Here is a 25,752-nt window from a genome sequence, read left to right on the forward strand (position 1 = left end):
TTGTTCATTTTCTACGTTTTTTGAAAAATTTCATTGTTCGCAGCTAATATAGGCACGCTTTAATTTAAGTAATATAGACATATTCAGCGTTTGTCCCAAGTTTTTCAGTCAACGCCAGTACAAAACAACCGTCAATCGGTTGATGGATGTCCTTTTAAGGATTAGACAATTCATACTCTTTTACCACTTCAAATCCTTCCTTTATTTCTTTGTCAAAGGAAGCATATAATTCGCCAATTTCGTCACTCGTTGATCTAATTTTATCGACCTCATACAAGCTGAAACACATATCTGCCATTCGATATAAGTAACTTTTGAAATCAATCAGGTGCACCAGTTCATTTCGATTTCGCCAGACGGCTACAAAGACATTTTGAACGAGTTCTTCCAACTTGGATTGCGGCAACGAACTTCTCGATAGATGCCTTACAATATCTTTGGCATATCGATCAAAAATTATTTTGAATGCATCTTTATCTCCTACACTGATCCTTTCCAAAAACAATTGCTCCACTATTCTATTTTGCGGTAGATTTATCCGGTCAACTATCCAATATGGTGCATTACTGTTCGGGAATGACTTGCAAGTAAGATAATTAATCGAAGGGTTATTCAGCGAAGTAAAAACTACCGTCCTGTCACGGCCGCCATAGTGATTTATTGCTCGCATTTGGCATGTCGAGAAGACTGAGCCGCTGACGACCCAATTGTCAACACTACAGACAATGTTATTCGGAGCAAGAGCTGTGGACCTGGGAGCCGGTGAAGACTGTTCGACTAATTTTGAAGTGATCAACTGCTGAAAATTTCTTTCAGTAATCGCACTTAACGCCTTCGAAAGCACGAAGCTGGCTTCTACTTCATTAAAGTCACTCTTCACGTCTTTTAATGCACGAGCAAAGTAACTGCACAAGTAATAAAAGTGTTTTCGGAACAAACCATTCAAATCAGAAACTTCAATATTCAACGCGTCCTGATACGTCAAGCTGATGTATTCCGTTATCGTTTGGTATTTCCCGTAGCGATCCTGCAAACTCTCCTCCAAAGTCTTTTCTATTGGCAAGTCTGCCATCTGATAGAATTCGTAAACATATTGCTGAACATCCTTTCTATCATAATTTTCAAGGAACAGCAGAATGCTTGACAAATGCTCCGCCTTCGGCAGTGTTCTCCCATTGGTCCATTGGGAAATAGCCGGTTCCGAAACCAACAGGTAACTCGCCCATTCAAATCGGGAGTATATCCCGGTTTTATCTAACAGATTACTTAAAGCGATTTTAAATAACGTTTCCATGTTTTTTCATTTTTGATCAATCCACAGGGGTTGATAGCTGGGTTCTTCAAGAACAATTGGTCTTTCCAAACCCGTTTGGATATTGATTTTTGCCAGTTTGAGCAGTTCCTGGGCCGCGTACCATGCCAGGGTAGCTTTTCCCGGACCCGCAACAAAGATGTTGGGAAATTCCGGCGCGAATTTCGCAGACGGGAAAATCCAGGGTAAGTGGCCATCGCATTCGGTCTTATAGCAAACACTGAAGTTCGCATTGTCTTTCATAAGCGGAATCAGCCGCGACCGCAGTTGCGGGAAGAATTGTGGTTGGCAGAGGTTTTCCAGGAACTTCGATTTATCGTCATCGGTGACATCCCGATCTGTCATTGCCTGTGTGAGATCCGGGACCAACGAAAATTGGACATCGCCAAAGAGACACATTTTTTCTCCCAACCCGTTTGTGACCACATTTACGCTCAGGTGGCTCATCATATCTACAAAAAGATCGGCGGATAGGTCGGTGATGATGGGCGCCCGCATGAGGACGCATCTCCGGGCATGGATGTTGATGTGCTGTTCAATGCCCAGCGGCGCCAGCAATTGTTTGGTGCTCACTCCAGCCATCACGAATAACATTCCCGGATCATATTCCTCGCCATTTACCACGAGAGAATATCCGTTGCGCGCCACCTGGCTTTTCCTGAGCGTAGCGTTGCCCGTTATCGATGAAAATCCTGAGCTTGGACTTCTAAGTGAATCCCGACAGAACCCTAACAGGCCACCCTCGTCGAATGGCTGGTCCGGGGTCTTAAAAAAACATGTCCCTTCCGGGTAATGCGCCGATTGGGCGAAGTCTCTCCCAAGGAGTCGTTCCACTTCTGCCGGGCGGAGGATATGATCATATTGCGGAAAACCATTGCGAATTTGAAAGTCAATTTTCCTCCAAGCCTCCTGCTCACTGGCAACAGCCATTATGCCGAACCGCTCGGTCATGGACTTCAGGCGCATCTCATTGAGGCGCCTTCCGAACCGGATACAGAGTTCAGCCTCTCGCTTTCCCTTCTCCGTTTCCAGTGGATAGATCAAACCGCTCTGCAACCAGACCTGATTCTGCGTGGATGCTGTGGGTAAGGCTTCGGAACCGATGATTAGGGCTTTCTTAAATACGCCCTCTTTAGCCATCAGGTGACTTGTCACCCGGGCCATGATCCCGTTACCTATTATAATTGCCTCCACTTGGGTCATGAGCAAAAAATGTTATCAAAATTAGATCAATTTCAAAAATTAAGCAAATCTAAAATCACTTAATTTCTACTCATTGGGCACACTGCCGGCATGTAACTAATAATCAATCGCTTATTGCAAGTTCTCGGCGATATGCCTTTAGTTAGTCAATCGACAGGCATTGGGAAATCTACATCTAGTAGGTGGGCCTGCATGTAGGCGTCATCGATTTCGGAGAGCGAGAGGATATGGCCGCCTCTCAGCGTTCCGACGCAAGCGGCAATCAGTCCGGCGAAATTATCGCGGAGGCGGGGGCCTAGCCGTGAACGCCGCCGGGGTCGGGACAAAACAGGCCCTTGAGTCGTTCTTGAGGGATGAGGGTGCCGGTACCATGATTGGTCAGTATCTGAGAACACTTTGTTGTGGGCCCCATCTATCTTCGCCTCACAGCCGCCCTCAACTTACTCAATTTGCTCTCTGCGCCGAAGTCTCGTCGATTTATTTGAGGAATCGATTAATTTTACGCACAGCCCCAACCCATCACTATGTCATTTTCAACCCGGCTGCTGTCAGTTCTTTCAAATCTCGGACAGTCATTCCATCCCAATGAGCTCGCTTTTCTGGCAGCAACGAGCAAGGTCGAGGGCCCGGTTCGAGACCGGATTGCCTATTACCTTCATGTAGCGCTCGCGCCTGGAGTGTTGGTGCACCGCGAATGGAGAGGCCGCAATAACCTTTGGGCTGACATCGCGGTTACAGACGAGCAAAACAGACCAAAATATCTCTTGGAGCTCAAAGCGCATTCAGCCCCGACCTTCGAGCCAGGATATTCGGATCTGACCCGAAACGATCTTCAAAAGCTATTTGACGCCGGAGATGAAGAGACAGAGCTCTATGTGATCTTCCTGTTTAACCATATCTACCATCCGGGGAACATAGACCCCAAATTTGCCTACACGATCAAATATTTCGGCTTGCAAAACAACGCTTCACATAAGAACGGCTTTGCGATAGACGTAAGCGTGCATATAAAAGCGCACTGGGAAAGGCACCTTGCCAAGATAGGACTTCCCGTCGAAACGGCTCACCAAGGTATTCGTATCGATGCCGGCCAGTTCTATGGAATGCCAGTGACGGTTCATGCTTACGTTCTCGGCCCGCTGGTGCGAAAGGAGTTGGAGGGAATGTTTGATAAGAACGTGGATTGATTGTTTATTCCCTATGCGTGCCTCTAGAGTCGAGAAGGAGCCATCTATTTGTAATAAAGGCCGTCCCTTTTTGCCAGCCACTTGGAAGTCGGTATAAACTTTCACGCCAGGGCATACTCGACCCCTCCTTCCACTTTCGGCAATCGGGCATCATCACTGGAATGAATGAGGAGGTGGGGGAGGATTTATTATCAATGCAGTTACACCTATGTGATCGCCAAAATTTTGATACATTTGACTTCGGTCACATACATTGCTTGTCAACCTAAACCTAATTATGACACTGCAGGACTTTACTAACTCCCCCGTCGTACAAATGATCGGCTATGTTGTCGGACTGGTCGGAATTTTCCTCGCTATTATTTTTTATATTAAGCAAAAGGTGAGAAAGGAATTAAGCTATTTCACCACGAAGATACAATTAATAAACCCCCGTCTTAAAAATGTCTCTCGCATTCAAGTAGTATATGATGCTGCTAAAATCGAAAAATTGAATATCTCGGAAATCACGTTGTTCAATTCTGGCAATGCCCTTCTTGTTTCCGATGATATTCCTTACATGTCGCCCATTTCCATCGTGTGCTCGAACGACGGAAACATCCTTGAGATAACAGTCGATGGCATGTCTGATAAAGCGAACAATTGCAGAATTATTCTTTCAGAAAATGCGCATAATGTAGCATTCGATTTCCTACGTCCCTACCAAGGTTGCAAAATAAAAATAATCCACACATCAGATGTTATTGGATTAGTTGGAACGCTTAAGGATTCTGAGTTGAAAAACTTGCCCTATTTCTCCTTTCCTGATCTTAAAGAAACACAAAAGAACCTTATCTTCAATGCTGTCCTTTTAGTTATCTTCTTAATTTTCGTGACTCTACGATGGTTTTGGGCTGTGCCAATTGTTTTGCTGTTTGGAGCTTCAACTATCAATCATTACAAAAGTTGGAATAAAGCAATTAAACTCAAGCGACAGAAGACGTTTTATACGGAACCTACTAGATAGGCGCGGCGACGACTTAGTTAGTTAATTGAATAATCGTCGTATTTTTAGGTATATTCAACACCAACATATGAAACCCCGAAACTTGTTCCCCCTACTTTGCTTTTTCAACTATTTTCTTCCGCCGCGTGCACCGATCAGGGTAATGCGGTCAAGAAAGATAAATCAAATAAGTATGTCACCATTTTCGTAGACACTCCCCTGATTGCAACGATGGCTAGGGCGCATATGATAGCGCCTTTGAAGATGGTAACTTCGATACGGGGTAAGTTTTCAAATGGAAATGAGTATATCTGGCTACCCCCCCACCTTACCCCCCCTCCCCCCGGAAATTCCGCGATTTTTGCCTATCTTCCAAATCGATTGCTCGCTATTCATTCAAAATCACCCCATCTATGTCGATACGGATAGCCATCAATCACAAAACCACCTATAAATACGACAGGTTCGTCTCCCTATCCCCCCATGTCTTCCGCCTTCGACCCGCAGTCCATTCCCGCACGCCCGTCGAAGCCTACTCTTTCAAAGTCACCCCAAAAGAACATTTCATCAATTGGCAGCAGGACCCCTTCGGGAACTTCCAGGCCAGGGTGGTCTTCCCCGAAAAAACGCGGGAACTCGACATCGAAGTGGAGGTCATCGCCAACATGGTCGTCATCAATCCCTTCGATTTCTTCGTCGAGGAGAACGCCGCAAAATATCCCTTCGTCTACAACCAACACCTGGCAAAAGAACTCGTGCCCTACCTCGAAAAAGAAGAACCCGACCCCCTGCTGGATCAGTGGGTGGAAAGCCTCGACAAGACGCCAAAACCCATCATTGACTTCCTCGTCTATCTCAACCAAAAACTCAACAAGGACATCGCCTACACCGTCCGTATGGAAGCCGGGGTCCAAACAACCGAAGAGACGCTGACCAAATCCCTCGGCTCCTGCCGCGACTCCGCCTGGCTTCTGGTGCAGGTCCTACGACGCCTGGGCCTCGCGGCCCGATTCGTATCCGGCTACCTCGTACAACTCACCGCCGATGTCAAGTCGCTGGATGGCCCATCAGGCCCCGAAAGCGATTTTACCGATCTCCATGCCTGGACCGAAGTCTATATCCCCGGCGCCGGCTGGGTCGGGATGGACCCCACTTCCGGCCTGTTTGCCGGTGAAGGGCATATCCCGCTGGCTTGTACGCCGCATTATGTCAGCGCCGCGCCCGTAGTCGGTTCCACCGACGAATGCACAACCGAATTTGTCTTTTCCAACACCGTCACCCGGATCCATGAAGACCCCCGCGTGACGAAACCGTATACGCAAGAGCAGTGGGCCATCATCGATGCCACGGGCTATAAGGTTGATGAAGACCTGGACGCCAACGATCTCCGGCTCACCATGGGCGGCGAACCCACATTCGTTTCCATCGACGACATGGAGTCCGCCCAATGGAATACCGCCGCCGACGGCAAAGAAAAACGTCTCCTGGCCCATGACCTCATCTTCCGGCTGCGCGAGCAGTTCGCGCCCAACGGCATGATCCACTACGGCCAGGGCAAATGGTACCCCGGCGAGCCGCTGCCCCGCTGGCAATACGGCCTGTTCTGGCGGAAAGACAATGTCCCGATGTGGCAGAATACGCATCTCATCGCTCACGAAACAACCTGGAAGACCTATACCTACGCCGATGCAGAACATTTCATCCGCGTGTTGGCAGGCTATCTCAACGTTAGCCAGGAAAATGTCAGCGCCGCCTACGAAGACGCCTTCTACACGGCGTGGGCCCAACGCAAAATGCCAATCAATTCCGACGAGAAGATCGCCAACTGGAAAGATCCCGCCGGCTTTACCTTACCCCTGAAATGGGATTACCATCAAAACAAATGGAAAAGCGCAAAATGGATCCTCCGCCAGGAGCTGCTCTTCCTCCTTCCCGGCAATTCACCCATCGGCCTCCGGCTGCCCCTCGATTCCCTGCCCCTCCTGGCAAAGGAATACGAACCGCAAAAAGTCGAACCCAGCCTCTTCGAGGAGCTCCCGGTCCTGGCAGATTACCAACGTTCGGTAACCACCCGCTACAATCAACCATCCACGCCCTGGCCACAAACAAACCATCTCACGGAGACCATCAAAACCACCCTCTGTGTCGAAGCCCGCGAGGGGATGCTCTATGTCTTCCTCCCGCCGATGGACTATCTCGAACATTACCTCGACGCGCTCGCCAGCATCGAAACCACCGCCGAAAAATTGCAGATCCCTGTCCGCATAGAAGGCTATGAACCACCCCGTGACTACCGCCTGGAAAGACTCGTCGTCTCCCCTGATCCCGGCGTTATCGAAGTCAACATCCATCCCGCCAATAACTGGAAGGAATTGACACAAACTATCGGCACCCTCTACGAACAGGCATTCCTGTCCCGACTCGGCACCGAAAAATTCATGCTCGACGGCCGCCATACCGGCACCGGCGGCGGTAACCATATTACCATCGGCGCCGCAAAACCCGCCGACAGCCCGCTTTTGAGAAGGCCCGATCTCCTTCGCAGCCTCATTACGTACTGGCAGCACCACCCGGGCCTCAGCTATCTTTTTTCCAGCGCCTTTATCGGCGCCACCAGCCAGGCTCCCCGCATCGACGAAGGTCTCAACGAGAAACTCTACGAGATGGAGATCGCCTTCAGCCAGGTACCCGAAGGCGGTTTTATCCCGTTCTACCTTGTCGACCGCATCTTCCGTCATCTCCTCACCGATATCACGGGCAACACCCACCGCAGCGAGTTCTGCATCGACAAACTCTATTCGCCCGATACGGCCGCGGGCCGCCTGGGTATCCTTGAATTCCGGGCCTTCGATATGCCGCCGCATAAGGAAATGAGCCTTGTGCAGATGCTCCTCATCCGCGCACTGATCGCCAAATTCGCGAACAGACCCTATAAACACGATCTCGTCCGCTGGGGAACCGAATTGCACGATAAATTCTTACTCCCCCAGTTCGTGAAAGCAGACTTGACAGAGGTCGTCGCCGATCTAAACGCCGAAGGCTATCCCTTCGACATCGCCTGGTTCGATCCCTTCCTTGAATTCCGCTTTCCGCGCTATGGCACCATCCAGCTCCACGGGATCACCCTGGAGATAAGGATGGGCATCGAGCCCTGGAATGTGCTCGGCGAAGAAATGTCCGCCGCCGGAACGGCGCGGTATGTAGATTCCTCGCTGGAAAAATTACAGGTAAAATGCAGTGGCTGGAATAGCGACCGGTATGCTCTCCTTTGTAACGGCCGCCGCGTTCCCCTTACGTCCACAGGGGTCAATGAGGAATATGTTTGTGGCATCCGCTACCGCGCCTGGCAACCTTATTCAGCCCTGCATCCGACTATCGGCATCGACGCGCCCATAACCTTTGACATCGTCGACACGTGGAACAGTCGCAGCATCGGCGGCTGTACGTATTATGTATCCCATCCGGGTGGCCGGCACTACGACGCCTTCCCCGTCAACGCCAATGAGGCGGAATCGAGAAGGGGCAATCGCTTCGATACAACCTCCTTCCACCAGGATGTTTTGCGACCCGTACCCAATCTAAAAGGCCTCAGTCGCTATATCCGGCCCGATCGGCTACCCTTTCTTTGCGACCCGCCCTCGGAAGAGATCAATAAGGAATATCCGTATACCCTGGATCTGCGGCGTTTCCGGCGAAATACCCTGCCGAGTGATCCAACAAGGTAAGTCCATAAAAATGAGATATATTACATTAATATGTACATAAAAGTGTTGTTTTATTCATTAATATGTACATAAAATTGTAAATTTGAGCATGAAACGAAACGAATTGGACTGGCTCAAGCAGTGGAAAATCAGTGGAACCCGTAAACCATTGATAATCAGAGGTGCTCGACAGGTTGGTAAAACCTGGTTGATGAAGGAATTTGGGCGTACCGAATATCAAAAAACCGCCTACATAAACTTCGAGTCCAACCCCGCGCTACAATCCCTCTTTGTCCAGGACTTTGACATTCCGCGCATTCTTTTGGCATTGCGCATAACCAGCGGGACCGAGATCGAGGCCGGCAATACGCTGTTGATCCTCGATGAGATCCAGGAAGCCCAGGGAGGGCTGACCGCGCTGAAGTATTTCTACGAGAATGCGCCGCAGTATCATGTGATCTCTGCGGGATCGTTGCTTGGCGTTGCACTTGGCGGGAAAACTTCATTTCCGGTAGGAAAGGTGGATTTCCTGGACCTGTATCCATTCGATTTTGTAGAATTTCTCGAAGCCTTGAGTGAACAGGCCTTGGCAACGTTGCTGCAAACCCATCATTGGGAGTCCCTGAAGACCTTTAAAACCCGGTATATTGAGCGGCTCAAGCAATACTATTATGTAGGCGGAATGCCCGAGGCTGTCGTCTCCTTTGCACAAAAAAATGATTTCCCGGCAGTCAGAGAGATTCAACGCCGCATTTTGATCGGATACGAACAGGACTTTTCCAAACACGCTCCCCACGCAATCGTGCCCAGGATCCGGATGCTCTGGAATTCTATCCCTGTTCAACTGGCTAAAGAGAACCGGAAATTCATTTATGGTGCTATCCGGCAGGGGGCACGCGCCAAAGACTACGAGGTGGCGATGGCCTGGCTGATCGATTGCGGACTCATCCATAAGGTCAATAATGTTTCGAAGCCGGCTATGCCGCTCAAAGCCTATGAGGAGATCGACGCGTTCAAGCTTTTTCTGGTCGACATCGGATTATTGTCCGCCATGAGCGATCTCGATGTCAGATCCCTTCTGGATGAAAATTCGACGTTGGAGGAATTCAAGGGCGCATTGACCGAGCAGTATGTGTTGCAGCAACTGGTCGCTCAAAAGAAAATTGGTATTTATTATTGGTCGCCGGACAACGCCCGATCGGAGATCGATTTCCTTCTTCAGATCGACGATCAGATCGTGCCTGTCGAAGTCAAAGCAGCGGAAAATCTTAAATCCAAAAGCCTCCGTGTGTACTATGACAAGTATCAGCCAACCACCGTTATACGAACCTCTCTGTCCGATTTCCGCCAGCAGGACTGGATGACGAATCTGCCTTTATATGCGGTTCAGGAATTGAAACAGGTTCTCCGGCTCAGGACCTCATCCCCGTCTGACACAGTTCATGAATAAACCCAAGTTTTCCAATAACAGGACCCGACAAAACAAAAGGATAAAAGTCGGCATGCCCCATGCTGCGATTAAGGCTATTCACCGCAAAACACAAGGGCAGCCATCTTTTGATAAGCCGGTCGCAATCGCTGATCGCATAAGGTTCTTTCACAATGCTGGCCCTGATACCCGTCGTATCCTCCAATTCCACCGGATCGATGCGGATGCCAAAAGACCAGGCCGTCTCCAGCGTGTCCATCATGTGCAGATAATGCGCCCAGGTCTCCGCCCAGTCCTCCCAGGGATGGGAAGTCGCATAAGGACTTACAAAACGTTGGTCCCAGTCGGCCGGCGCGCCATTGGTATAATAGTCGGCCAATGCGGTGGAATAATCCCTTCGTTCGTCGCCAAAAAGTCGTCGGAACTTTTCGATAGGCGGTTGGTCCCTGACCAGCACATCCCAATAGAAATGGCCGGACTCATGGCGAAAATGTCCCAATAACGTCCGGTAGCGTTCGCCGAGATCCAGCTTGTTCCGCGCCCGCTCCACCTCATCCGCTTCGGCGATATTGATCGTGATCATCCCGTTGTCATGGCCGGTCAGGATATGGGGGCCGGAAGGCAGGTCCGCCATAAAATCGAAACCGAGGGATTCGGGTTTCCCCTGGTACTCCACCTGGAAAGGGAGATGCAGGCGAAGCAGGGAATAAATAAGCCGGTGTTTGGCTATCTCCAGGTTCTTCCATCTTCCTTTGTTGCTATCGGTACTTAAAGCCGGGATCACCCGGTTTAGCGCGCAGGCGATGCAGTATTCCGACTCAGAGGCGGAGGGTAGCAGCCAGTTGCAGACTCCGTACTCCGAGTTTTTGCAGTACTTATATTCGGAATTTGGCTCCAGTGCCACCATCGTCAGCGCTGCGGCATCGAAGCCCACGGGATGCCGGCAATTGAGACACACGCTATTCTCAAAATACAAGGGGTTCTGGCAGTTGCTACAGGCGTATACTCTCATGGCTGGTTTATACATCGGGAAAAATGCAACAACTGTACCACGAGGCGCTCAAGTCACTTCACCCTCCTCACATCCACCGCCACCGACAACCCGTGCGTCCCGCTGCTAAGCAGGACGCCCCTCATCGGGGCAATATCCGCATAGTCCCGCCCCCAGCCGATGGTGATATGCTGCTCCGCCGGTAGCAGGTTATTCGTTGGATCGAAATCCACCCAGCCCAGATGGGGAATGTAAACGCTGAACCAGGCGTGCGAAGCATCCACCCCAATCAATTTTTCCACCCCCGGCGGCGAGAGCGTTTCGATATATCCGCTGACGTATCGCGCCGGTAGACCTACCGATCTGCAACAGGCAATCGCCAGGTGGGCGAAATCCTGGCATACCCCCTTGCGTTCGCGCATGACTGTTTCCAGCGGCGTGGAAACGGCGGTGAATCCCGGCGTGAAGCGGAAGTCGGAAAAGATCCGCCGCATCAAATCGCCCGCAGCCTCCAGCACCGGCAGTCCGGGCCGCAACGAAGCCCGGGCATAAGCCGCAATCTCTTCGTTCCAGGCCGTCATCGGGGTCTCGAAGATATATTGACCGATATCGCCCACCTCCTGCGGGTTATCCATCAATTGCCGCTTCACGCTTTCGATGGTGGCGTTCCCATACAACCCTATCTCCCGGGCCGCGACAGCCCTCTTCTCGATCTCGGAAAATACTTTCACTGACAGCCGGGCATGCTCTTTTTCAATGGAGAAATAGATCACTTTATTGCCGAAGAAATCCTCGTATTCCTGCAAGCTATCGGGTTCGGGATGGATTGTCACCGATACGGAGGTACACAACTGCCGGTCGGTATTGCGGGGCACCAGCCGGAGAACGTTGTAGCATACGCTCACGGGTTCATAGTACGTATAGGTCGTCTGATGGGAAATGAGGTACTTCATGTTTAAAATACGTTTTGGAGATTACGGCCGGGATCGCGACCAGCAATCCATACATCCGGGTCAGGAGATCGTCCAGGAACCCATATTTCGCCTCGTCGTCCTTCACCGCCGCCAAGCTATCCTTATCCGACAACTTCAGCAGGGTGTCTGCTTCCAGGATCAATCGTTCGTATTCCGTCAGCCCATACCCCGCCTGATCATTCGGCAACTGTTTGAGATGCACCCGGAGCCGTTGCAGGTGGTAGGTCAGGCTGCGCGGATTGTTCGGATCGAAAAGCAGGAAGTCCAGCACGAGCCGGTTGTCTATCGGCCGCCTGTATTTGTATCGATAGTTGACGAGGCTCTCGTGGCTCATCAGCACACTCTGCCGGAGGCTATATTCCACCTGGTCACTGCTCCGGTTCACCAGTGTGGTCTTCAACATCGTGAGCAACAGCAGGCTCTGTTCGATCTTCCTGCCGATATCCAGCACGATCCATCCCTGTTCGCGGGAGATGCTTTCCCGGTTCAGGCCGATAAAGGCCACAATAAAAGTGATGAGGTTATCCAGCGTGTGCAGCATGCGAAGATGGCCCTGGTGCGAAAGGGGAATGTCCTGGGCCAATTCTTCTTCCATGGTCCGAAGCACCCGCCAGGTATCGGTCGACCAGTGTTCGCGCACCTCATGGATGGCTCGTTGGAATTGTAAGAAATTAAACTTCAGGCTACCGGCCCTTTTTTCGTTGAGCAGCACTTCTTTCAATTCCGCCCAGGGGTTGGCGAATGCGGCATCGCTGCCCGGTCCGGTAAATCCCGGATAGGTGTAGGTATATTGGGTCAGTGCTACCAGCAGGCTCCTTTCCGTCAGCCGGTTACTCTCCGTCATTCCCTTATTGCCTTCGGCGAGAAACTGCATCACCGTCCGTAGGAAGCGGGCATTCCCCAGCACCCGCTCTGTGTACCGGCCCACCCAGAATAAATTCTCTGCGGCATGGCTGGGCAGCATATCCTCTTCCGCCGCGGCCCCGCGGTCGGGGGTCTCCTTCAGTGGGGCGAGGATGCGATCCGGCTCCGGGGAAAGGATCCAGGCGTCCTTGCTGATGCCGCCCGATTGGTTGGAGATGATAAAATTTCCCGGCTCGGAAGAGGTCCGGCAGAGCCCACCCGACATCGCCACGTAGCCATCTCCGCTGCTGACGAGGAAACTCCGAAAAAGGACTTTCCGGGATTCCATCTTTCCGTTTATCAGCGACGGCGTGGAAGAGATGTCCACTTTCTCCTGGCCAACGTAGAGGGCGGGGTGTGCAATGATCTGTGCCTTCAACTGTTGCAGCTGCGCGTGAGACAGGGCGGCGCCGTCTATCGACGAACTGCCGGCCGGATTGCGGGCGATCTTTTTTATCACGAGCGTGGAAAGCAGGTTCAGCACATAGTTCATTTCTTTGGGCTGGCCGCACCACCAGGTGGCAATAGTCGGGATCAGGAGGTCTTCCGACAACAGATAGCGTGCCATCGGCTGGAGGAAGGGCATCATCCCCGGGTTCTCGAGGACGCCGCTGCCGATGGGGTTGGCGATGCTGACATGGCCGCTGCGCACCGCCTGCAGCAGTCCGGGGACACCCAGCTGGGAATCGGCTTTGAGCTCGAGTGGATCGCAATAGATGTCGTCCACGCGTCGCAGGATGACGTCCACCCGTTCCAGGCCGCCCATTGTTTTAAGCCAGACGTAACTGTCTTTCACGATGAGGTCATTGCCCTGTACCAGGGTAAACCCCAAATAGGAAGACAGATAGGCGTGCTCGAAATACGTCTCATTGCTGGACCCCGGCGTCAGGATGACAATTCGCGGCGCCCCTCCCCCTGGCCGCGGCATCGTCCGCTGCCGGGGCGCCAGATTATTCAATCCATCTCTCAAAGCATTGAAATAGGGAGACAAATGCCGCACGTTCTGCCCTTCGAACAACTCCGGCACCACCCGCGTCATGGCCGTTCGGTTCTCCAGCGCGTACCCCGAACCCGAGGGCGCCTGCGTTCGATCACTCACTACCCAGATCTTCCCCTCCCGGCTCCGCGCCAGATCCGCCGAATACATAACGAGGTGTTGCCGGCCGGGCAGCGGTATCCCTGAACATTGCCGCAAAAAACCCGGATGGTTATACAGCAGCTCGAACGGCAATATCCCGCTGCGGACCAATCGTCCTTCGCCATAAATATCTTCGAGGATCAAATTCAGCAGCCGCGCTCGTTGCAGCAGGCCCGCCTCCATCACCGGCCACTCCTCGTTGCTGATCAGGAAGGGGATCATATCCAGTTTCCAGGGCCGGTTCAGCCCGTTCGGGTCCCCATAAATGTTGTAGGTAACTCCATTCTCGCGTAGCAGCCGAGTCAGGTCTTCGTTGCGGCCCGCGATCTCTTCGCTGCCCAGCCGAGCATACGACCGAAAGAACGCCGCCCAGTGCAGGGGCATCTTCCCGTCCTCTCCAATCCCCTCTTGCAGTCGAGCCTGGTCAGCGAAATGGTCCATGGGGTTAAAAATAGGAATTTTGGGGCGGATAAACGGGATGTGCGGCGCCCTTTCAATCCAAACGGGAGCTCTGGCTGCCCGGGGGCCTGCGTCAGGACAGCCGATGAATTCGATAGACACGCGTACAGTTTGACCCGGTTAGTCCTCAAACACTTCCGTCAACGCCTTCCCCAACGCATCCAGTATCCAATCACAGTCGTCCCTGGTAATACAAAGCGCGGGACGCATCGTAAGAACATTCCCTTCAATGACCTTCAGCGCAATCCCCTGTTCCAGGCAATGGTACATTACCCGTTCGGCTTCCGCAACGGCTCGTTCCTTCGTGCCACGGTCTTTAACCAGGTCGACGCCGATATGCAGTCCCTTACCCGCAACATTCCCTATGATAGGAAATCGCAGCTGAAGCTCCCGCAGCCCCTGCATGAGGTACTCGCCGAGGTTCGCGGAATTCTCCACAAGCCCGTATTTGTCGATATAATCGATGCCTGCGAGGCCCGCAGCGGAGCAAAGGGGATTCTTCTCATGCGTGAAATGGCCCACCGACCGGTGTTGAAGGACATTGTATTTCTCAGCCGTAAGGATACCGGCGAAAGGCACGACGCCGCCGCCGAGGGACTTGCCGAGGACCAGGACGTCCGGGACAACATAATGTTCGCAGGCAAACCATTTGCCGGTGCGGCCAAAGCCTTCGATGATCTCATCGAAGATGAGGAAGATGCCTTGCCGGTCGCAAAGTTCCCTCACCTGGTTCCAGTAGTAGGCGGAAGGCACCACGGGAGTCGCGGAGATGGGCTCGCCCAGGATGGCGGCCAAATCGGGATGCCGCTGGAGGATGACGCGGATCTGCCGCAGGTGCAACTCATCGATCTCGGTTTCATTCGTCAGTCCCCAGGGGTTACGGTAATAATTGGGGAATTCCACATGGAAGGCGCCGGGCACCATCGGGCCCAGACCGGTGGTAAAATGTTCTTCGCCGCCGACGCTCGCCGCCTGGAAGCCGTTGCCGTGGTAGGAATCCCAGTAAGACAGCGTCTTCCATTTGCCGGTGATCTGTTTGGCAATGGCCAGGGCCATTTCGATGGCTTCGGAGCCGCCGGGGCAGAACAGCACCCGGTCAAGCCCCTGCGGCGAGAGGGCTATGAGCCGTTTGGCGAGACGGATGGCGGGCAGATTGGTATATCGCCTGGGAGTGAATGCAAGTTGCTCGTTCAGTTGCGCGATCACCGCCGCTGCGACGTCGGGATTCGAGAAGCCTGCATTGTGCACGCCGTTGCCGTGCAAGTCCAGGTATTTTTTGCCCGCAAGATCATAGATATAGGGGCCTTCCGTCCGCGACAACACGTTCATCACCGGGGTCGACAACGCCTGGTGAAGGAAGTATTTGGCGTCCTCTTCCAGCCAGTGCCGGGTTTCGGCATCCAGGCTTTCTATATATTTTCGGCGTTCGTCGGTTGAATTGATGTCTCCCTGTTCCTTTGAAGGTGGCGTTCTCATGTAGATGGCTTTGATGATGCCGAAAATAGCCCATCGGAATGTCACCCCGCGCAATTTTACCGTCTTTTCTAAAAGCCCATATTTAAAATTAGATATTTTCATTATACATTACACGACTGTCAAAATCATTTTGATTATAGTAATCATTATTGTAACTTTTTGCGAGGAACTTTACCTTCGAAAGCAATAGTAATAATCTTTATATCAGACGGAACAGAAAGATCATCCAGGTCCGGTTTTTATGCATCTGCTTATGCTTATTCATAAGCCCCTTTTTTAGATGCTCGACCCCGGGTAAATCCACCAGGATTTTATTTGCCGGTGATCTGATGCTCGATCGGGGAACAAGATCCACCATAAACAAATATGGCCCCGCATTTCTATTCGGGAATATTAAGCCTCTTCTAAATACTGTCGATTTTTCCGTCGCCAATCTGGAATGTGTCATTGCCGACACGCCCCTGAATCCGATAAATAAACGATTCGTTTTTCGAGGAAATCCAGAATGGCTTTCCCCAATTCGGGCTAACGGCATTACACATGTGACGCTGGCAAATAACCATAGTTCCGACTATGGGGAGGAAGGCGTTCTTCAAACTGTTTCCAATTGCAAAAGATACGGGATTCAACCTATTGGCTTTAACGCCAAAACTTCGCAAGGCTGTCCACCTGCCATCATCGAAAAGAACGAAACCCATATAGCCCTGTTTTCATCCTGTTTTCTAAAACAACAGGATACGCTGCTTGGTAACCCCGATGCTCCCGTTTTGTCGGCCAAGATCCGGGCATTCAAGAAAATGCATCCGGATTATCTTGTTTTCGTGTGTCTTCATTGGGGTATAGAATTACAATCGACACCGACCGCTGAACAGGTCGAACAGGCGCATTCACTAATCGATGCGGGTGCAGATGCCATCATCGGTCATCACCCCCACGTTGTACAAACCATTGAACAGTATAATGGGAAGTATATTTTTTACAGTATCGGCAATTTTATCTTCGATAACAATTACCCTCCTTGCAACACCGGAATATTCGCTATTTTTTCCTTATCAAAAAATGAAATAGCTTCCGTCGGCGTTATGCCATTTACCATGGTCCGTTCGAAACCCATTCTAATGAGTCCGGAAGAATCTGCCTTGTTTATGAAACTAATAGGGTCAGTTTCAAAGAATATAACAATAAAGAAAAATGACAGCCTCTGGGAGCTCTTTTAAGGTTCTTTGTGCCAGCATTATAGTAATAATTTCTCCTCATATTAGTTCCTGTAGGAATACTACTGATTTTTCCAAATCCATCCCTGTTCGTGACGCTTATTTTAAGGGGACAGTGATGGTTGAGCGGATGGATAAATTAGATAAATATAGTATTAGCATTTTCGATTCTTTAACTGGCGGGAGTGATCGCATCTACACACCCTATGCTATTTTCGAAATGGAAACCGGAGATGTAAACCATGATGGCAGAACCGATATTTGTATTGGCATTATCAAGCCTACTCCTTTCGATCCGGTTTTAAAAAAACGTCTTTTCATTTTTCAAATAGATAGGGATTACATACGTCCCTTATGGCTGAGTTCAAGGCTGGTAAGGCCCCTGGAAGAATTTGCCGTAGTGGGGTCCGGTGAAGGATTCCGGATTCGAACGATGGAAAGGGAAAAGGCTGACCTATTTTGCATCAATGAATATGAATGGGAGTCTTTTGGGATGACTTATATAAAAACCAGAAACGACTCTTTGGATTATACAGATGCCAAAGCACTATTACTCAAATAGATTGATTGATAAAATATCGCTTTTATGAACCTGAGACCCTTTTTCCCTTTGCTCCTTCTTTTATTGTCTGTTGCCTGTAAATCGAAAAAAGAAAAGACAACTGCGCCCGCTGCATACAAATTAAGCCAGTCTCCTACGAGGATGGCTAACTATGATGAAGGCTATCCGCTGACAGATGATTCCATCGACATAGCCGCCCGCGATAAGACGGAAGAGTACCAGAAATATTACAAGGATTACTATAAAGACAAAACATCCCCCCCTCCTTTTGATTTTAATATAGGTCTCTCCCATAAAACGTTCAACGAACTTCGGCTATTGAGGGCGGAAATAATGGCCCGCCATGGATATCTATTCATGGATTATGTGTTTCGTTCCCATTTCAATGCCACTAAATGGTACCAACCCGTTTTTTGGGATAACAATTTCAAAATCCACCTGAGCGATGAAGAAAAAACGTTTGTCGCGAAGGTGTTGAAATTAGAAGAGGAATTGTATAAGAAAAACTATATCGATACGAATGGAACAAAAAGAGCAAACCTTGAAAATGTAGTCAACTGGGAACAGTTTGAAAATATACCGAAAGAACTCGTCAACCACCTAAAGACCGACGGCTTTGTGATCAACAAAGCGGAACATGAACAACTATTTCATGCCTATGACGAGAACTATTACGACTATACCCCAAGTTTTATAACTACCGATCTCTATCTCCAGGTACTGCATATGCATATCAGTAAAGAGATGCAGTCGATTGAAGAGGAAAAAATGATCCCGTTGGTAACACAGCTGATAACAGACCAGATCAGTATTGCCAAAAAAACAGCCGATTCAACAAAGAATCCGATGATTAAAAAGGCGTCGGAATGGAATGAGGTATATTATGCCATCGGGTTATCGTTAATAACCGGGACTAAGCAGGAGGTGCCGGCAGCATATACCACATCGTACGAGTACGAGTATGACCATACCACGGAAGGGCAGGGAGGGAAATCCGATTTCCTTGGAGACTCGTTAATGGACTATACGCAATTTCAACCAAGAGGAAACTATACAAGGACGAATGCGCTGAAACAATATTTTAGATGCGTAAAATGGTTAAACAGTGCTTCCATCTATATCGATAATGATCCGGGTTTAGCCAAAGCCGTGTTGCTGGGGGATGGCCTTCTTCACTCCGATTCCTCATTAAAAAAATATCAAACCTTCTCTAAGATCATCCAATTTCTTGCCGGGGAAGAAAATAATCTTTCCATCGCCCATTTAATAAAAGGGCTTCAGGAAATAAAGTATAAAACGGTCGGGGAACTATTAACCAAAGAAAACCTTGACAAACTGCGCAGTGCCCTGTACGCTGCCGACCCACGTAAAATGTTTCCAAAGGGAGCCAATGAAACAACAAGCGATTTCCTGGCCAGAAAAAAAATCCTGTTCACAGCGGGCAGGTACACTTTTGATGGAGAAATTCTGCAACGACTTGTGGATATCACAGGTCCGGAACCCAAACGCCCCTTCCCCAAAGGATTAGATGTTTTTGCCGCGATGGGGAACCATCAGGCAGAGGCTATTTTGCTGAACGTGTATAACGAAAAACAGAATTGGGCAGGCTACCCCGATACGCTAAATGTTCTAAAAAGAAAGATGGAGGGCTTCCACAACTGGAATCAAAGCATTTATAACAAGAAAATGGAGACAGTTCTTTCCCTTCAAAATCCCAATCCGGATGCCCCCTATTTTATGCAATCCTCCAATTGGCAAAAAAAGAATTTGAATACGATGCTCGCTTCGTGGACGGAACTAAAGCATGATATGGTACTCTATATTGACCAGCCCAACGGGGCGGAAATGGGCGATGGAGGTGAAGTGCCGCCACCCCAAAAAATAGCCTATGTTGAACCACAAGCCGAATTTTGGGAGCACTGTATCGCTTTGCTTAGCCTTAATAGAGAGATCCTTGAGGACAATGGACTGCTGACTGAGAAGTTGGACGATAGAAACAATGAATTATCGGGCATGGCCAGCCTTCTTTTAAGAATAACCAATAAAGAACTCAAAAAGCAACCGGTATCCAATGAAGAATTCGACAAACTATCGTTCATTGGCGGGGAAGTGGAAAGCCTGACCCTGAAAATCATCGAATCCGGCCAGGGTTCTACTGCAGCTGTCTCTACTCCTGAACGATACATGGCTGTTGCCACCGATGTGTACACCTATAATGACAAGTGCCTTCAGGAAACCGTTGGCATGGGTGATGACATCTATGTCATTGCAGAGATCAACGGATTGCTTTACCTAACCCGCGGTGCGGTCTTCAGTCATTATGAATTTACAGGACCGGTAAGTCAAAGGCTAACGGACGAAATATGGCAAAAGCAGTTGTTGGATCATACCGTTCCGGCTCCGGCCATTTGGATGAATGATATTAAAATCAGCGTCCCCCAACCAAAAACCGCCCCTAATTTCAACTTGTATTAGGCCTGCGATGCCCTGGTGCCGGCCTTCATTTTGCGCCGGATCAAATAAATATTGGTCGAAGCCAGCAGGATAAAAAAAACGGGAAGGATGGGGGGCTTTATTTTTAACGGTAGAACTTCTGCCGGAACATCGGGTTGCAAATGGACATAGATAGCTGTTGCCATCATGGGAAGTATGGTAGCAGAGGCAAGCTGTATAATCATCTGAAACCTTTTGATGGCGACATCTTTGTCCATAACCAAACTAAAAAGCAAGGCCGATCCAACAACAATCTCGCCTCCAATTCCCGCCCACATCGGAAGATACGCTCCTACGCCACTGTTTTTCATTTGAATAAAATACCATCCATTGATGGTTGGACTCAGGACTTTTAAAACGCCGAACATAAACATCGCGACTCCCAGGAACCAGGAAATGAATTTTATCAATTTCATTTTTTCAGTTATTGGTAACATTTAAAGAGTTCGTGTTTAAACCAGTGCCATTCCTCCGTCTACATTCAATTCAACCCCCGTTACGAATTTGGAATCATCAGATGCCAGGAATAAAACGGCCGCGGCAATTTCTTCCGGCTGCCCGATCCGCCGATAAGGCACCAGGGAAACAATGGCTTCCACCATTCCCGCCGGAGCCTGTTCAAAAACCCCGGTCTGGATGGGGCCAGGGCTGACCACATTCACCCGGATCCGCCTGCTTTTCAATTCCACCGACCAGGTACGGGCAAATACGCGGAGCGCCATCTTGCTGGCACTGTAGGTGCTCAAGCCCTCCATTACCTTGGAAATCGCCGCCGTTCCCGTCATGATAATGGACCCTTCGTCCTTCATCAGGCGCAACGCCTTCTGTACAGTAAAAACGGTTCCCTTCGTGTTCAGGTTGAACGTCTTGTCAAAATGTTCCTCCGTCATGGACCCGATAGGAAATCCAAATTCGGCAACCCCGGCGCTGGCATACAGGATGTCAATTTGGCCTTTTTCTTTCTCTACGACCTCAAAAAGATGGTCCAGTTCGGAAAGAACGCTTGAATCGCATTTTACCCCGATGACGTTTTTGCCGATAGCTGCAACGGCGAGGTCGAGTTCCTTTTGTCTGCGGCCTGTGATGAACACGAAAGCGCCCTCTTCTACAAATAATTTTGCGGTAGCTAATGCCATTCCGCTGGTGGCTCCGGTGATGACCGCCACTTTGTTTTCCAGTTTTTTCATAGCCCGAAATTACCATTGGGGGAAAGCCCCTGCTTGGCAACCAGGTTCAATAAATGGTAAATTCGGTTCAACCGGGGACCGTTACGGCCGATGGGCGCTTCTAAAAGCCAGGGGGGACTGTTTTGTATGTTTTTTGAATGCCTTGGTAAAATGCGAAGCGTCATTGAAGCCAATTTGAAAACAGATTTCACTTACCGACAAGTCGGATTGCGTAAGCAAATCCATTGCTTTCTCGATCTTTTTTGTTCGCAAATAATTGGCAGGAGTATCATGGTAAATGTTCTGAAAGGCTCGCTTGAAGGAGGACAGGCTAAGCCCCGCCAATTGTGCCAGTTCGGTAATGGAGAAATTGGAGAACAAATGAAGTTGAATAACCTCTTTTAAATTGACCTCCCGGGGGGAAAAAAGGTCGGCCATTAATTCGGCGATAGTTGTCGCATTGTGCGTTTGTAAAAGCAGAAGGATCAGTTCCTTTATTTTTAAGACAAGTAGCTCTGAATTTACCAGACCAGGGTTTTCAAAATAGAAAACCAGGCTATCGATAAAGTGATTGATGATACTATGGTTGTCGATGAGTTTTGCGTTTTGACCGGCAGCCTTATGTTTGAGGAACTCGGGCAGGGTATCTTTATAAATTTCCTTAAGCAGGTCGGGGTATAAATGGACCGCATAAACCTCGATGGTTGCCAATGGTGCTTTTGGCAGGAAATCGGCGAAGTAGTTGCTGCAGTTCAACAACACGCTTTCTGTGGCGCCGATGGCCAATCTTTCGGTGGGTGAAGACAGTATTGTTTTGCCTTCTTTGAAATAAACGAAACATGCTTCATTCTGGAAGGTTGCGCCAAGACGAAAAGGCGTCTGGATGATGAATTTTTCAATTACCCGTTTGTTTCCTAGTTCGAAATATTGTTGGCTTACTATCATTTTCAGGTTCCGATCCCTTGTCCTGGTCGGTTTTCTAAAGGTAGTTTAGTAGTTTTCATTTTCAAAAAAGGGACCAGGTCAATATTTTTGGACACATTGCCCAATCATCGGATTGTCATGCCCCCGAACCTGGTGCCGCAGCTTTTCGTACCTTTAATCCATGCCTTCGGATCTATTCTACATATTCGAAACCTATCTGCAGGATAAAGTAGCCCTGACCGCTGAAGAGATCGACCGTCTTCGTGCTATCGCCGTCGAAAAGAAAGTGTACAGGAAACAATATCTCCTGCAGGAAGGCGATACCTGGAAAACCGACGCATTCGTTGCCAAGGGGTGTCTGCGAACCTATTTAAGAACCGAAAATGGCCAGGAGCATATCATCGGTTTTGCAATCGAAAACTGGTGGACTGGCAACCGCGAGGCGCTCCTCAGCGGTCACCCTTCCAGATGGAACATCGATGCCATCGAAGACAGCGTCATCCTGTTGTTCCCGCACGACCGGTTCGACCAGTTGTGCCTCGACATCCCACCGTTCGGAACGTTTATCCAGACCATCCTCCAGCGAAGCTTTGTCAATTCCCAGAAGCGAATTGAAACGAACTTAAGCGCTACCGCTGAACTGAAATATGCGGACTTCGTCGAGCGAAATCCGCAATTCCTGAACCGCGTGCCTCAGTCAATGATCGCCTCCTATCTCGGCATGACGCCCGAAACCCTCAGCCGAATCCGCCGCCAGGCGGCAAAACGATAGGTTAAGCGGTATATTTCTGAACCCATTTTGCCTTAATGACCGCCCGGGCTTCGATAAATTCCTTGTCAGTGCCTTGAGCAATTGCGTCCAGGGGCAACCGGAGCGGCCTGGCTCCTGGTTTCATCCGGATCAACTCCAGGATGCCGTCGGCGATAACCTGCGGGTCCATTTTAAACTCCGCCATCTTGCCAAAAAGACCTGCTCCAAGCGCCGCTGCTTTTTTCGCCGCTGCGTCACCATATTTGGTCATGATGTCGGCCTTATCGGCATTTACGCCGCTTTTTGCGCCGTTATTCATTTCGGTGGGATAGACACCCGGCTGGATGCTGACGGAATCGATGCCATAATCTCTTAATTCGTCGGCCAGTCCTTCCGTGATGCTTTCGACCCCGAACTTGGACGCAAGGTAGGGAATCATGAACGGTAAGGTATGACCGCTCGCGCCGGAGGTGATATTAATGATCAGTCCGTTTTTTGCGTCGCGCATCGAAGGCAATACGGCCTGAATGGTCCGGATGACGCCATAAAAGTTCACTTCGAATATCTTCCGGATCTGCTCCAGCGAGTATGCTTCGAGGAGACCGAACCCCGAAACGGCCGCGTTATTGATGAGTACGTCCACGTGCGGGTGATGCAAAAAAACCTGCCGAAACGCCGCGTCGACCGACGCATCATCGGTGATATCGACATCGACAACTTCTACATTCGGTATAGCCGCTAACTCCGCGGCGACGGCCGCATTGTGTCCCCTGGTGGCGCGCATGCCTGCGAGCACTGTATAGCCGGCCTTGGCCAGCGTGAGCGTAGTGAGCTTCCCGAAACCGGTGCTGGTTCCGGTGATGAAAATAACCTTAGACATAGTGTTAATTTATTTGTGTTCTGTCACACAAATTTCCGACACCAAAACTACCCGGCCATTGACCTTTGATAAGATCGGATATTGATCTATGTCAAGAGAGATTTCCTCGAAGGCGAAACGCCGAAACGATCCCGAATTTTATTTCTCCTAATGCACCTGAGAATCGCTAAATGAATTACGAGGGCTTGCGTACGTCATCTCCGGGCCAAATACCCCTGCCGCATAGCAAAAAAACGATTTGATTATCAGGTCGCAGAGAAGTTGTCGCCCTGGCAGGACGATTCTCGAACCGGTTGCTACATGATCCCAAGGCTCTCGCCGGCCTAGCACATTGATAAACAACCTTTTACCCTACTTACACAAAGAAGACGTCATCCCCGGAATGTTAAAAATATCTAAAGAAGGAATGTTACCGATTTGGTAACAAATGTGTATATTTGTAGATGAGGGTTATTGCGGTTAAAACTTTGAGAGCATCATGCGCGGCCTTTCCTGAAGCAGAACAAGCCTTATTGGCTTGGTACGAGGAAGCCGAAGCCGCAGAATGGAATACTCCCAATGAATTAAAGCGGCAGTATCGCAATGCTTCTATAATAACCGATAAAAGAGTGATCTTTAACATCCATGGAAATAGCTACCGCTTGATTGTGGATATCGAATATCGGTTGAAAATCGTCTTTATAGTTTGGTTCGGCACGCACAAACAATATGATAAAATCGATACAAAAAAAGTAAGCTATGTTAAAACCAATAAAAAATAAGATTCAGTACGAAGACGCATTGCAACGTGTGTATGAACTAATGCAAAAAAATCTTAAACCGGAATCAAAAGAATCCGATGAATTAGAGGTTTTGTCTATCCTCGTTAAAGAGTACGAGCTTGAGCACTATCCTGTGTCTAAACCGTCCCCACTCGAAGCCATCAAATTCCGAATTGAACAAATGGGTATGTCGGAGGTGGAGCTTTCGGAAATTTTAGGTGCCCGCTCCCGAAAATCAGAAATCTTATCTGGCAAAAGAAAGCTCAGCCTTGCGATGATCCGCAAACTTAATGAGGTGCTGCATATACCTGCTGAAGTATTAATTCAGGCATATTAAATACGTGTATATGCCTGGCCAGCGAGCACCTTCATCAGCTGATCTAGTTAAATGCAATGGAAACCGTAAAACGACTAACAGAGTCTTACCTATTTGCAAACCCGAACGGGATATTCCGGGCAATCCCATTTTACGAACTTTCAATAGAAGAATGGGTCGTCTATCAAAAAGGACAACCAAAATATCTTATTGACTTCAACAGGCGAAACAAACCATTGATTCAGGACCTGAGGAAAAAACTTGAAAGCGGGGAAGAATTGGATAAAGTCGTTTCTGACCTTGGAAAGTTTCTAGGCAAGGAATGGACCGTCCGCCACAATATTAATGGAACGGAAATTCCCAATAGCTGGCAACAAGAATCCGTTGAGCTTACCCTGTTGGATGATCTGAGCGATCTTTTCATCGACCTTACATTCATTGCGACCGACGTGATTGATACCGAAATTTTGTTAGATGAGGACAAACTTCTTGAAGAATATTCTGGCGAAGACGAAAATGGCCACATCGGTGTCGAATCGGCTCATATTGACAATGACAGCAACCTGGAAACAATGCTTAGTTTTCTTTTCGGGACAAAAGTTGAGTTGCACAAATTGGCTTTCCGTAATGGCAGAGTTATGTTACGAAGTACGTTCACAAGAAAAGCTTAGTACTTATAACCGAGAAAAGAAGACATTTTGTCTAATCTCGGGAAGACAGGATTCGAACCTGCGTCCCGGCGACGTCTCAAGGCAGTAAATAAAAAAGCCTCATCACTTTCGTGACGAGGCTTTTAAATGAATATGGCATCTACCTACTCTCCCGCATTGTGGTGCAGTACCATCGGCCATGAGGGGCTTAACTTCTCTGTTCGGTATGGGAAGAGGTGAACACCCTCGGCAAAAACACCATAAGACGCTCCTG

Annotated in this window: 21 protein-coding genes and 1 rRNA gene; 11 read left to right on the top strand and 11 right to left on the bottom strand. The window is 49.4% G+C overall.

From position 1 onward, the window contains the following. Positions 1–154: 154 nt before the first annotated feature. A complete protein-coding gene (locus tag VHE34_RS26080) occupies positions 155–1,294 on the bottom strand; it encodes an RNA polymerase sigma factor (protein WP_325593472.1) in 1,140 nt (379 codons plus the stop codon). 6 nt (positions 1,295–1,300) lie between these two features. Then, the gene (locus tag VHE34_RS26085) at positions 1,301–2,515 is read right to left on the bottom strand and encodes a hypothetical protein (RefSeq protein WP_325593474.1); all 1,215 of its coding nucleotides are present in this window, start codon (positions 2,513–2,515) and stop codon (positions 1,301–1,303) included. A 524-nt stretch (positions 2,516–3,039) separates the two neighbouring features. On the opposite strand from VHE34_RS26085, the gene VHE34_RS26090 reads away from it, so the two are divergent. The 4 genes from VHE34_RS26090 to VHE34_RS26105 all read left to right on the top strand — a co-directional run bounded on the left by VHE34_RS26090 (position 3,040) and on the right by VHE34_RS26105 (position 9,841). Further along, a complete protein-coding gene (locus VHE34_RS26090) occupies positions 3,040–3,702 on the top strand; it encodes a hypothetical protein (protein WP_325593476.1) in 663 nt (220 codons plus the stop codon). Between the two features lie 277 nt (positions 3,703–3,979). Then, on the top strand, positions 3,980–4,708 hold the full coding sequence (locus VHE34_RS26095; RefSeq protein ID WP_325593478.1) for a hypothetical protein: 729 nt from the start codon (positions 3,980–3,982) through the stop codon (positions 4,706–4,708). 392 nt (positions 4,709–5,100) lie between these two features. Next, the gene (locus VHE34_RS26100) at positions 5,101–8,412 is read left to right on the top strand and encodes a transglutaminase family protein (protein WP_325593480.1); all 3,312 of its coding nucleotides are present in this window, start codon (positions 5,101–5,103) and stop codon (positions 8,410–8,412) included. A gap of 88 nt (positions 8,413–8,500) precedes the next feature. After that, positions 8,501–9,841, top strand: a complete 1,341-nt coding sequence (locus tag VHE34_RS26105; RefSeq protein WP_325593482.1) for an ATP-binding protein — start codon at positions 8,501–8,503, stop codon at positions 9,839–9,841. Here VHE34_RS26105 and VHE34_RS26110 read toward each other — a convergent pair. The 4 genes from VHE34_RS26110 to pbfA form a co-directional block, all read right to left on the bottom strand. Next, positions 9,804–10,832 (bottom strand): zinc-binding metallopeptidase family protein, encoded by a 1,029-nt coding sequence (locus tag VHE34_RS26110; RefSeq protein WP_325593484.1) that lies wholly within the window; start codon positions 10,830–10,832, stop codon positions 9,804–9,806. The two genes, VHE34_RS26105 and VHE34_RS26110, sit on opposite strands and share 38 nt — an antisense overlap. Positions 10,833–10,885: 53 nt before the next feature. Next, entirely contained in the window at positions 10,886–11,764 is an 879-nt protein-coding gene (locus VHE34_RS26115) for a transglutaminase family protein (RefSeq protein ID WP_325593486.1), read from the bottom strand. Continuing rightward, positions 11,721–14,267 carry a circularly permuted type 2 ATP-grasp protein gene (locus VHE34_RS26120; RefSeq protein WP_325593488.1) on the bottom strand — a complete coding sequence of 849 codons (2,547 nt, stop codon included), beginning with the start codon at positions 14,265–14,267 and terminating at the stop codon, positions 11,721–11,723. The genes VHE34_RS26115 and VHE34_RS26120 overlap by 44 nt, the downstream gene beginning before the upstream one ends. A gap of 138 nt (positions 14,268–14,405) precedes the next feature. Further along, positions 14,406–15,806: a (R)-1-hydroxy-2-aminoethylphosphonate ammonia-lyase gene (gene pbfA, locus VHE34_RS26125; RefSeq protein WP_325593490.1), complete on the bottom strand. Its 1,401-nt coding sequence runs from the start codon at positions 15,804–15,806 to the stop codon at positions 14,406–14,408. A 263-nt stretch (positions 15,807–16,069) separates the two neighbouring features. On the opposite strand from pbfA, the gene VHE34_RS26130 reads away from it, so the two are divergent. The 3 genes from VHE34_RS26130 to VHE34_RS26140 are packed head-to-tail and all read left to right on the top strand — an operon-like array spanning position 16,070 to position 20,012. Further along, positions 16,070–16,978 carry a CapA family protein gene (locus tag VHE34_RS26130; RefSeq protein WP_325593518.1) on the top strand — a complete coding sequence of 303 codons (909 nt, stop codon included), beginning with the start codon at positions 16,070–16,072 and terminating at the stop codon, positions 16,976–16,978. Continuing rightward, positions 16,953–17,537: a hypothetical protein gene (locus VHE34_RS26135; protein WP_325593492.1), complete on the top strand. Its 585-nt coding sequence runs from the start codon at positions 16,953–16,955 to the stop codon at positions 17,535–17,537. Before VHE34_RS26130 ends, VHE34_RS26135 begins: the two co-directional genes overlap by 26 nt. A 24-nt stretch (positions 17,538–17,561) precedes the next feature. After that, entirely contained in the window at positions 17,562–20,012 is a 2,451-nt protein-coding gene (locus tag VHE34_RS26140) for a DUF3160 domain-containing protein (protein ID WP_325593494.1), read from the top strand. Here the strand turns inward: VHE34_RS26140 and VHE34_RS26145 are convergent. The 3 genes from VHE34_RS26145 to VHE34_RS26155 all read right to left on the bottom strand — a co-directional run bounded on the left by VHE34_RS26145 (position 20,009) and on the right by VHE34_RS26155 (position 22,141). Then, positions 20,009–20,446, bottom strand: coding sequence for a hypothetical protein (locus VHE34_RS26145; RefSeq protein ID WP_325593496.1), 438 nt, complete (start codon positions 20,444–20,446; stop codon positions 20,009–20,011). The genes VHE34_RS26140 and VHE34_RS26145 overlap by 4 nt on opposite strands. Before the next feature lie 36 nt (positions 20,447–20,482). Then, positions 20,483–21,217, bottom strand: a complete 735-nt coding sequence (locus tag VHE34_RS26150; protein ID WP_325593498.1) for an SDR family NAD(P)-dependent oxidoreductase — start codon at positions 21,215–21,217, stop codon at positions 20,483–20,485. 81 nt (positions 21,218–21,298) lie between these two features. Further along, positions 21,299–22,141, bottom strand: coding sequence for an AraC family transcriptional regulator (locus VHE34_RS26155; protein ID WP_325593500.1), 843 nt, complete (start codon positions 22,139–22,141; stop codon positions 21,299–21,301). A gap of 160 nt (positions 22,142–22,301) precedes the next feature. On the opposite strand from VHE34_RS26155, the gene VHE34_RS26160 reads away from it, so the two are divergent. Then, the gene (locus tag VHE34_RS26160; RefSeq protein ID WP_325593502.1) at positions 22,302–22,892 is read left to right on the top strand and encodes a Crp/Fnr family transcriptional regulator; all 591 of its coding nucleotides are present in this window, start codon (positions 22,302–22,304) and stop codon (positions 22,890–22,892) included. A gap of 1 nt (position 22,893) precedes the next feature. Here the strand turns inward: VHE34_RS26160 and VHE34_RS26165 are convergent, their stop codons facing one another. Next, a complete protein-coding gene (locus tag VHE34_RS26165; RefSeq protein WP_325593504.1) occupies positions 22,894–23,751 on the bottom strand; it encodes an SDR family NAD(P)-dependent oxidoreductase in 858 nt (285 codons plus the stop codon). Between the two features lie 467 nt (positions 23,752–24,218). On the opposite strand from VHE34_RS26165, the gene VHE34_RS26170 reads away from it, so the two are divergent. From VHE34_RS26170 to VHE34_RS26180, 3 genes are read left to right on the top strand one after another with little or no spacing between them, the layout of a single operon-like run. Next, a complete protein-coding gene (locus VHE34_RS26170; protein ID WP_325593506.1) occupies positions 24,219–24,512 on the top strand; it encodes a type II toxin-antitoxin system HigB family toxin in 294 nt (97 codons plus the stop codon). After that, a complete protein-coding gene (locus VHE34_RS26175) occupies positions 24,490–24,849 on the top strand; it encodes a transcriptional regulator (protein ID WP_325593508.1) in 360 nt (119 codons plus the stop codon). Before VHE34_RS26170 ends, VHE34_RS26175 begins: the two co-directional genes overlap by 23 nt. A 56-nt stretch (positions 24,850–24,905) precedes the next feature. Continuing rightward, positions 24,906–25,499 carry a hypothetical protein gene (locus VHE34_RS26180; RefSeq protein WP_325593510.1) on the top strand — a complete coding sequence of 198 codons (594 nt, stop codon included), beginning with the start codon at positions 24,906–24,908 and terminating at the stop codon, positions 25,497–25,499. A gap of 130 nt (positions 25,500–25,629) precedes the next feature. On the opposite strand, the gene rrf is transcribed toward VHE34_RS26180, so the two are convergent. Continuing rightward, positions 25,630–25,741 (bottom strand): 5S ribosomal RNA (rrf, locus tag VHE34_RS26185). Positions 25,742–25,752 lie beyond the last annotated feature (11 nt).

This window comes from Puia sp. (genome assembly GCF_035546395.1).
GTDB lineage: Bacteria > Bacteroidota > Bacteroidia > Chitinophagales > Chitinophagaceae > Puia.

Coding starts and splice junctions, on each gene's coding strand:
- VHE34_RS26080 (WP_325593472.1), bottom strand. CDS start 1,294: ATGGAAACGTTATTTAAAATCGCTTTAAGTAATCTGTTAGATAAAACC.
- VHE34_RS26085 (WP_325593474.1), bottom strand. CDS start 2,515: ATGACCCAAGTGGAGGCAATTATAATAGGTAACGGGATCATGGCCCGG.
- VHE34_RS26090 (WP_325593476.1), top strand. CDS start 3,040: ATGTCATTTTCAACCCGGCTGCTGTCAGTTCTTTCAAATCTCGGACAG.
- VHE34_RS26095 (WP_325593478.1), top strand. CDS start 3,980: ATGACACTGCAGGACTTTACTAACTCCCCCGTCGTACAAATGATCGGC.
- VHE34_RS26100 (WP_325593480.1), top strand. CDS start 5,101: ATGTCGATACGGATAGCCATCAATCACAAAACCACCTATAAATACGAC.
- VHE34_RS26105 (WP_325593482.1), top strand. CDS start 8,501: ATGAAACGAAACGAATTGGACTGGCTCAAGCAGTGGAAAATCAGTGGA.
- VHE34_RS26110 (WP_325593484.1), bottom strand. CDS start 10,832: ATGAGAGTATACGCCTGTAGCAACTGCCAGAACCCCTTGTATTTTGAG.
- VHE34_RS26115 (WP_325593486.1), bottom strand. CDS start 11,764: ATGAAGTACCTCATTTCCCATCAGACGACCTATACGTACTATGAACCC.
- VHE34_RS26120 (WP_325593488.1), bottom strand. CDS start 14,267: ATGGACCATTTCGCTGACCAGGCTCGACTGCAAGAGGGGATTGGAGAG.
- VHE34_RS26135 (WP_325593492.1), top strand. CDS start 16,953: ATGACAGCCTCTGGGAGCTCTTTTAAGGTTCTTTGTGCCAGCATTATA.
- VHE34_RS26140 (WP_325593494.1), top strand. CDS start 17,562: ATGAACCTGAGACCCTTTTTCCCTTTGCTCCTTCTTTTATTGTCTGTT.
- VHE34_RS26145 (WP_325593496.1), bottom strand. CDS start 20,446: ATGAAATTGATAAAATTCATTTCCTGGTTCCTGGGAGTCGCGATGTTT.
- VHE34_RS26150 (WP_325593498.1), bottom strand. CDS start 21,217: ATGAAAAAACTGGAAAACAAAGTGGCGGTCATCACCGGAGCCACCAGC.
- VHE34_RS26155 (WP_325593500.1), bottom strand. CDS start 22,141: ATGATAGTAAGCCAACAATATTTCGAACTAGGAAACAAACGGGTAATT.
- VHE34_RS26160 (WP_325593502.1), top strand. CDS start 22,302: ATGCCTTCGGATCTATTCTACATATTCGAAACCTATCTGCAGGATAAA.
- VHE34_RS26165 (WP_325593504.1), bottom strand. CDS start 23,751: ATGTCTAAGGTTATTTTCATCACCGGAACCAGCACCGGTTTCGGGAAG.
- VHE34_RS26175 (WP_325593508.1), top strand. CDS start 24,490: ATGTTAAAACCAATAAAAAATAAGATTCAGTACGAAGACGCATTGCAA.
- VHE34_RS26180 (WP_325593510.1), top strand. CDS start 24,906: ATGGAAACCGTAAAACGACTAACAGAGTCTTACCTATTTGCAAACCCG.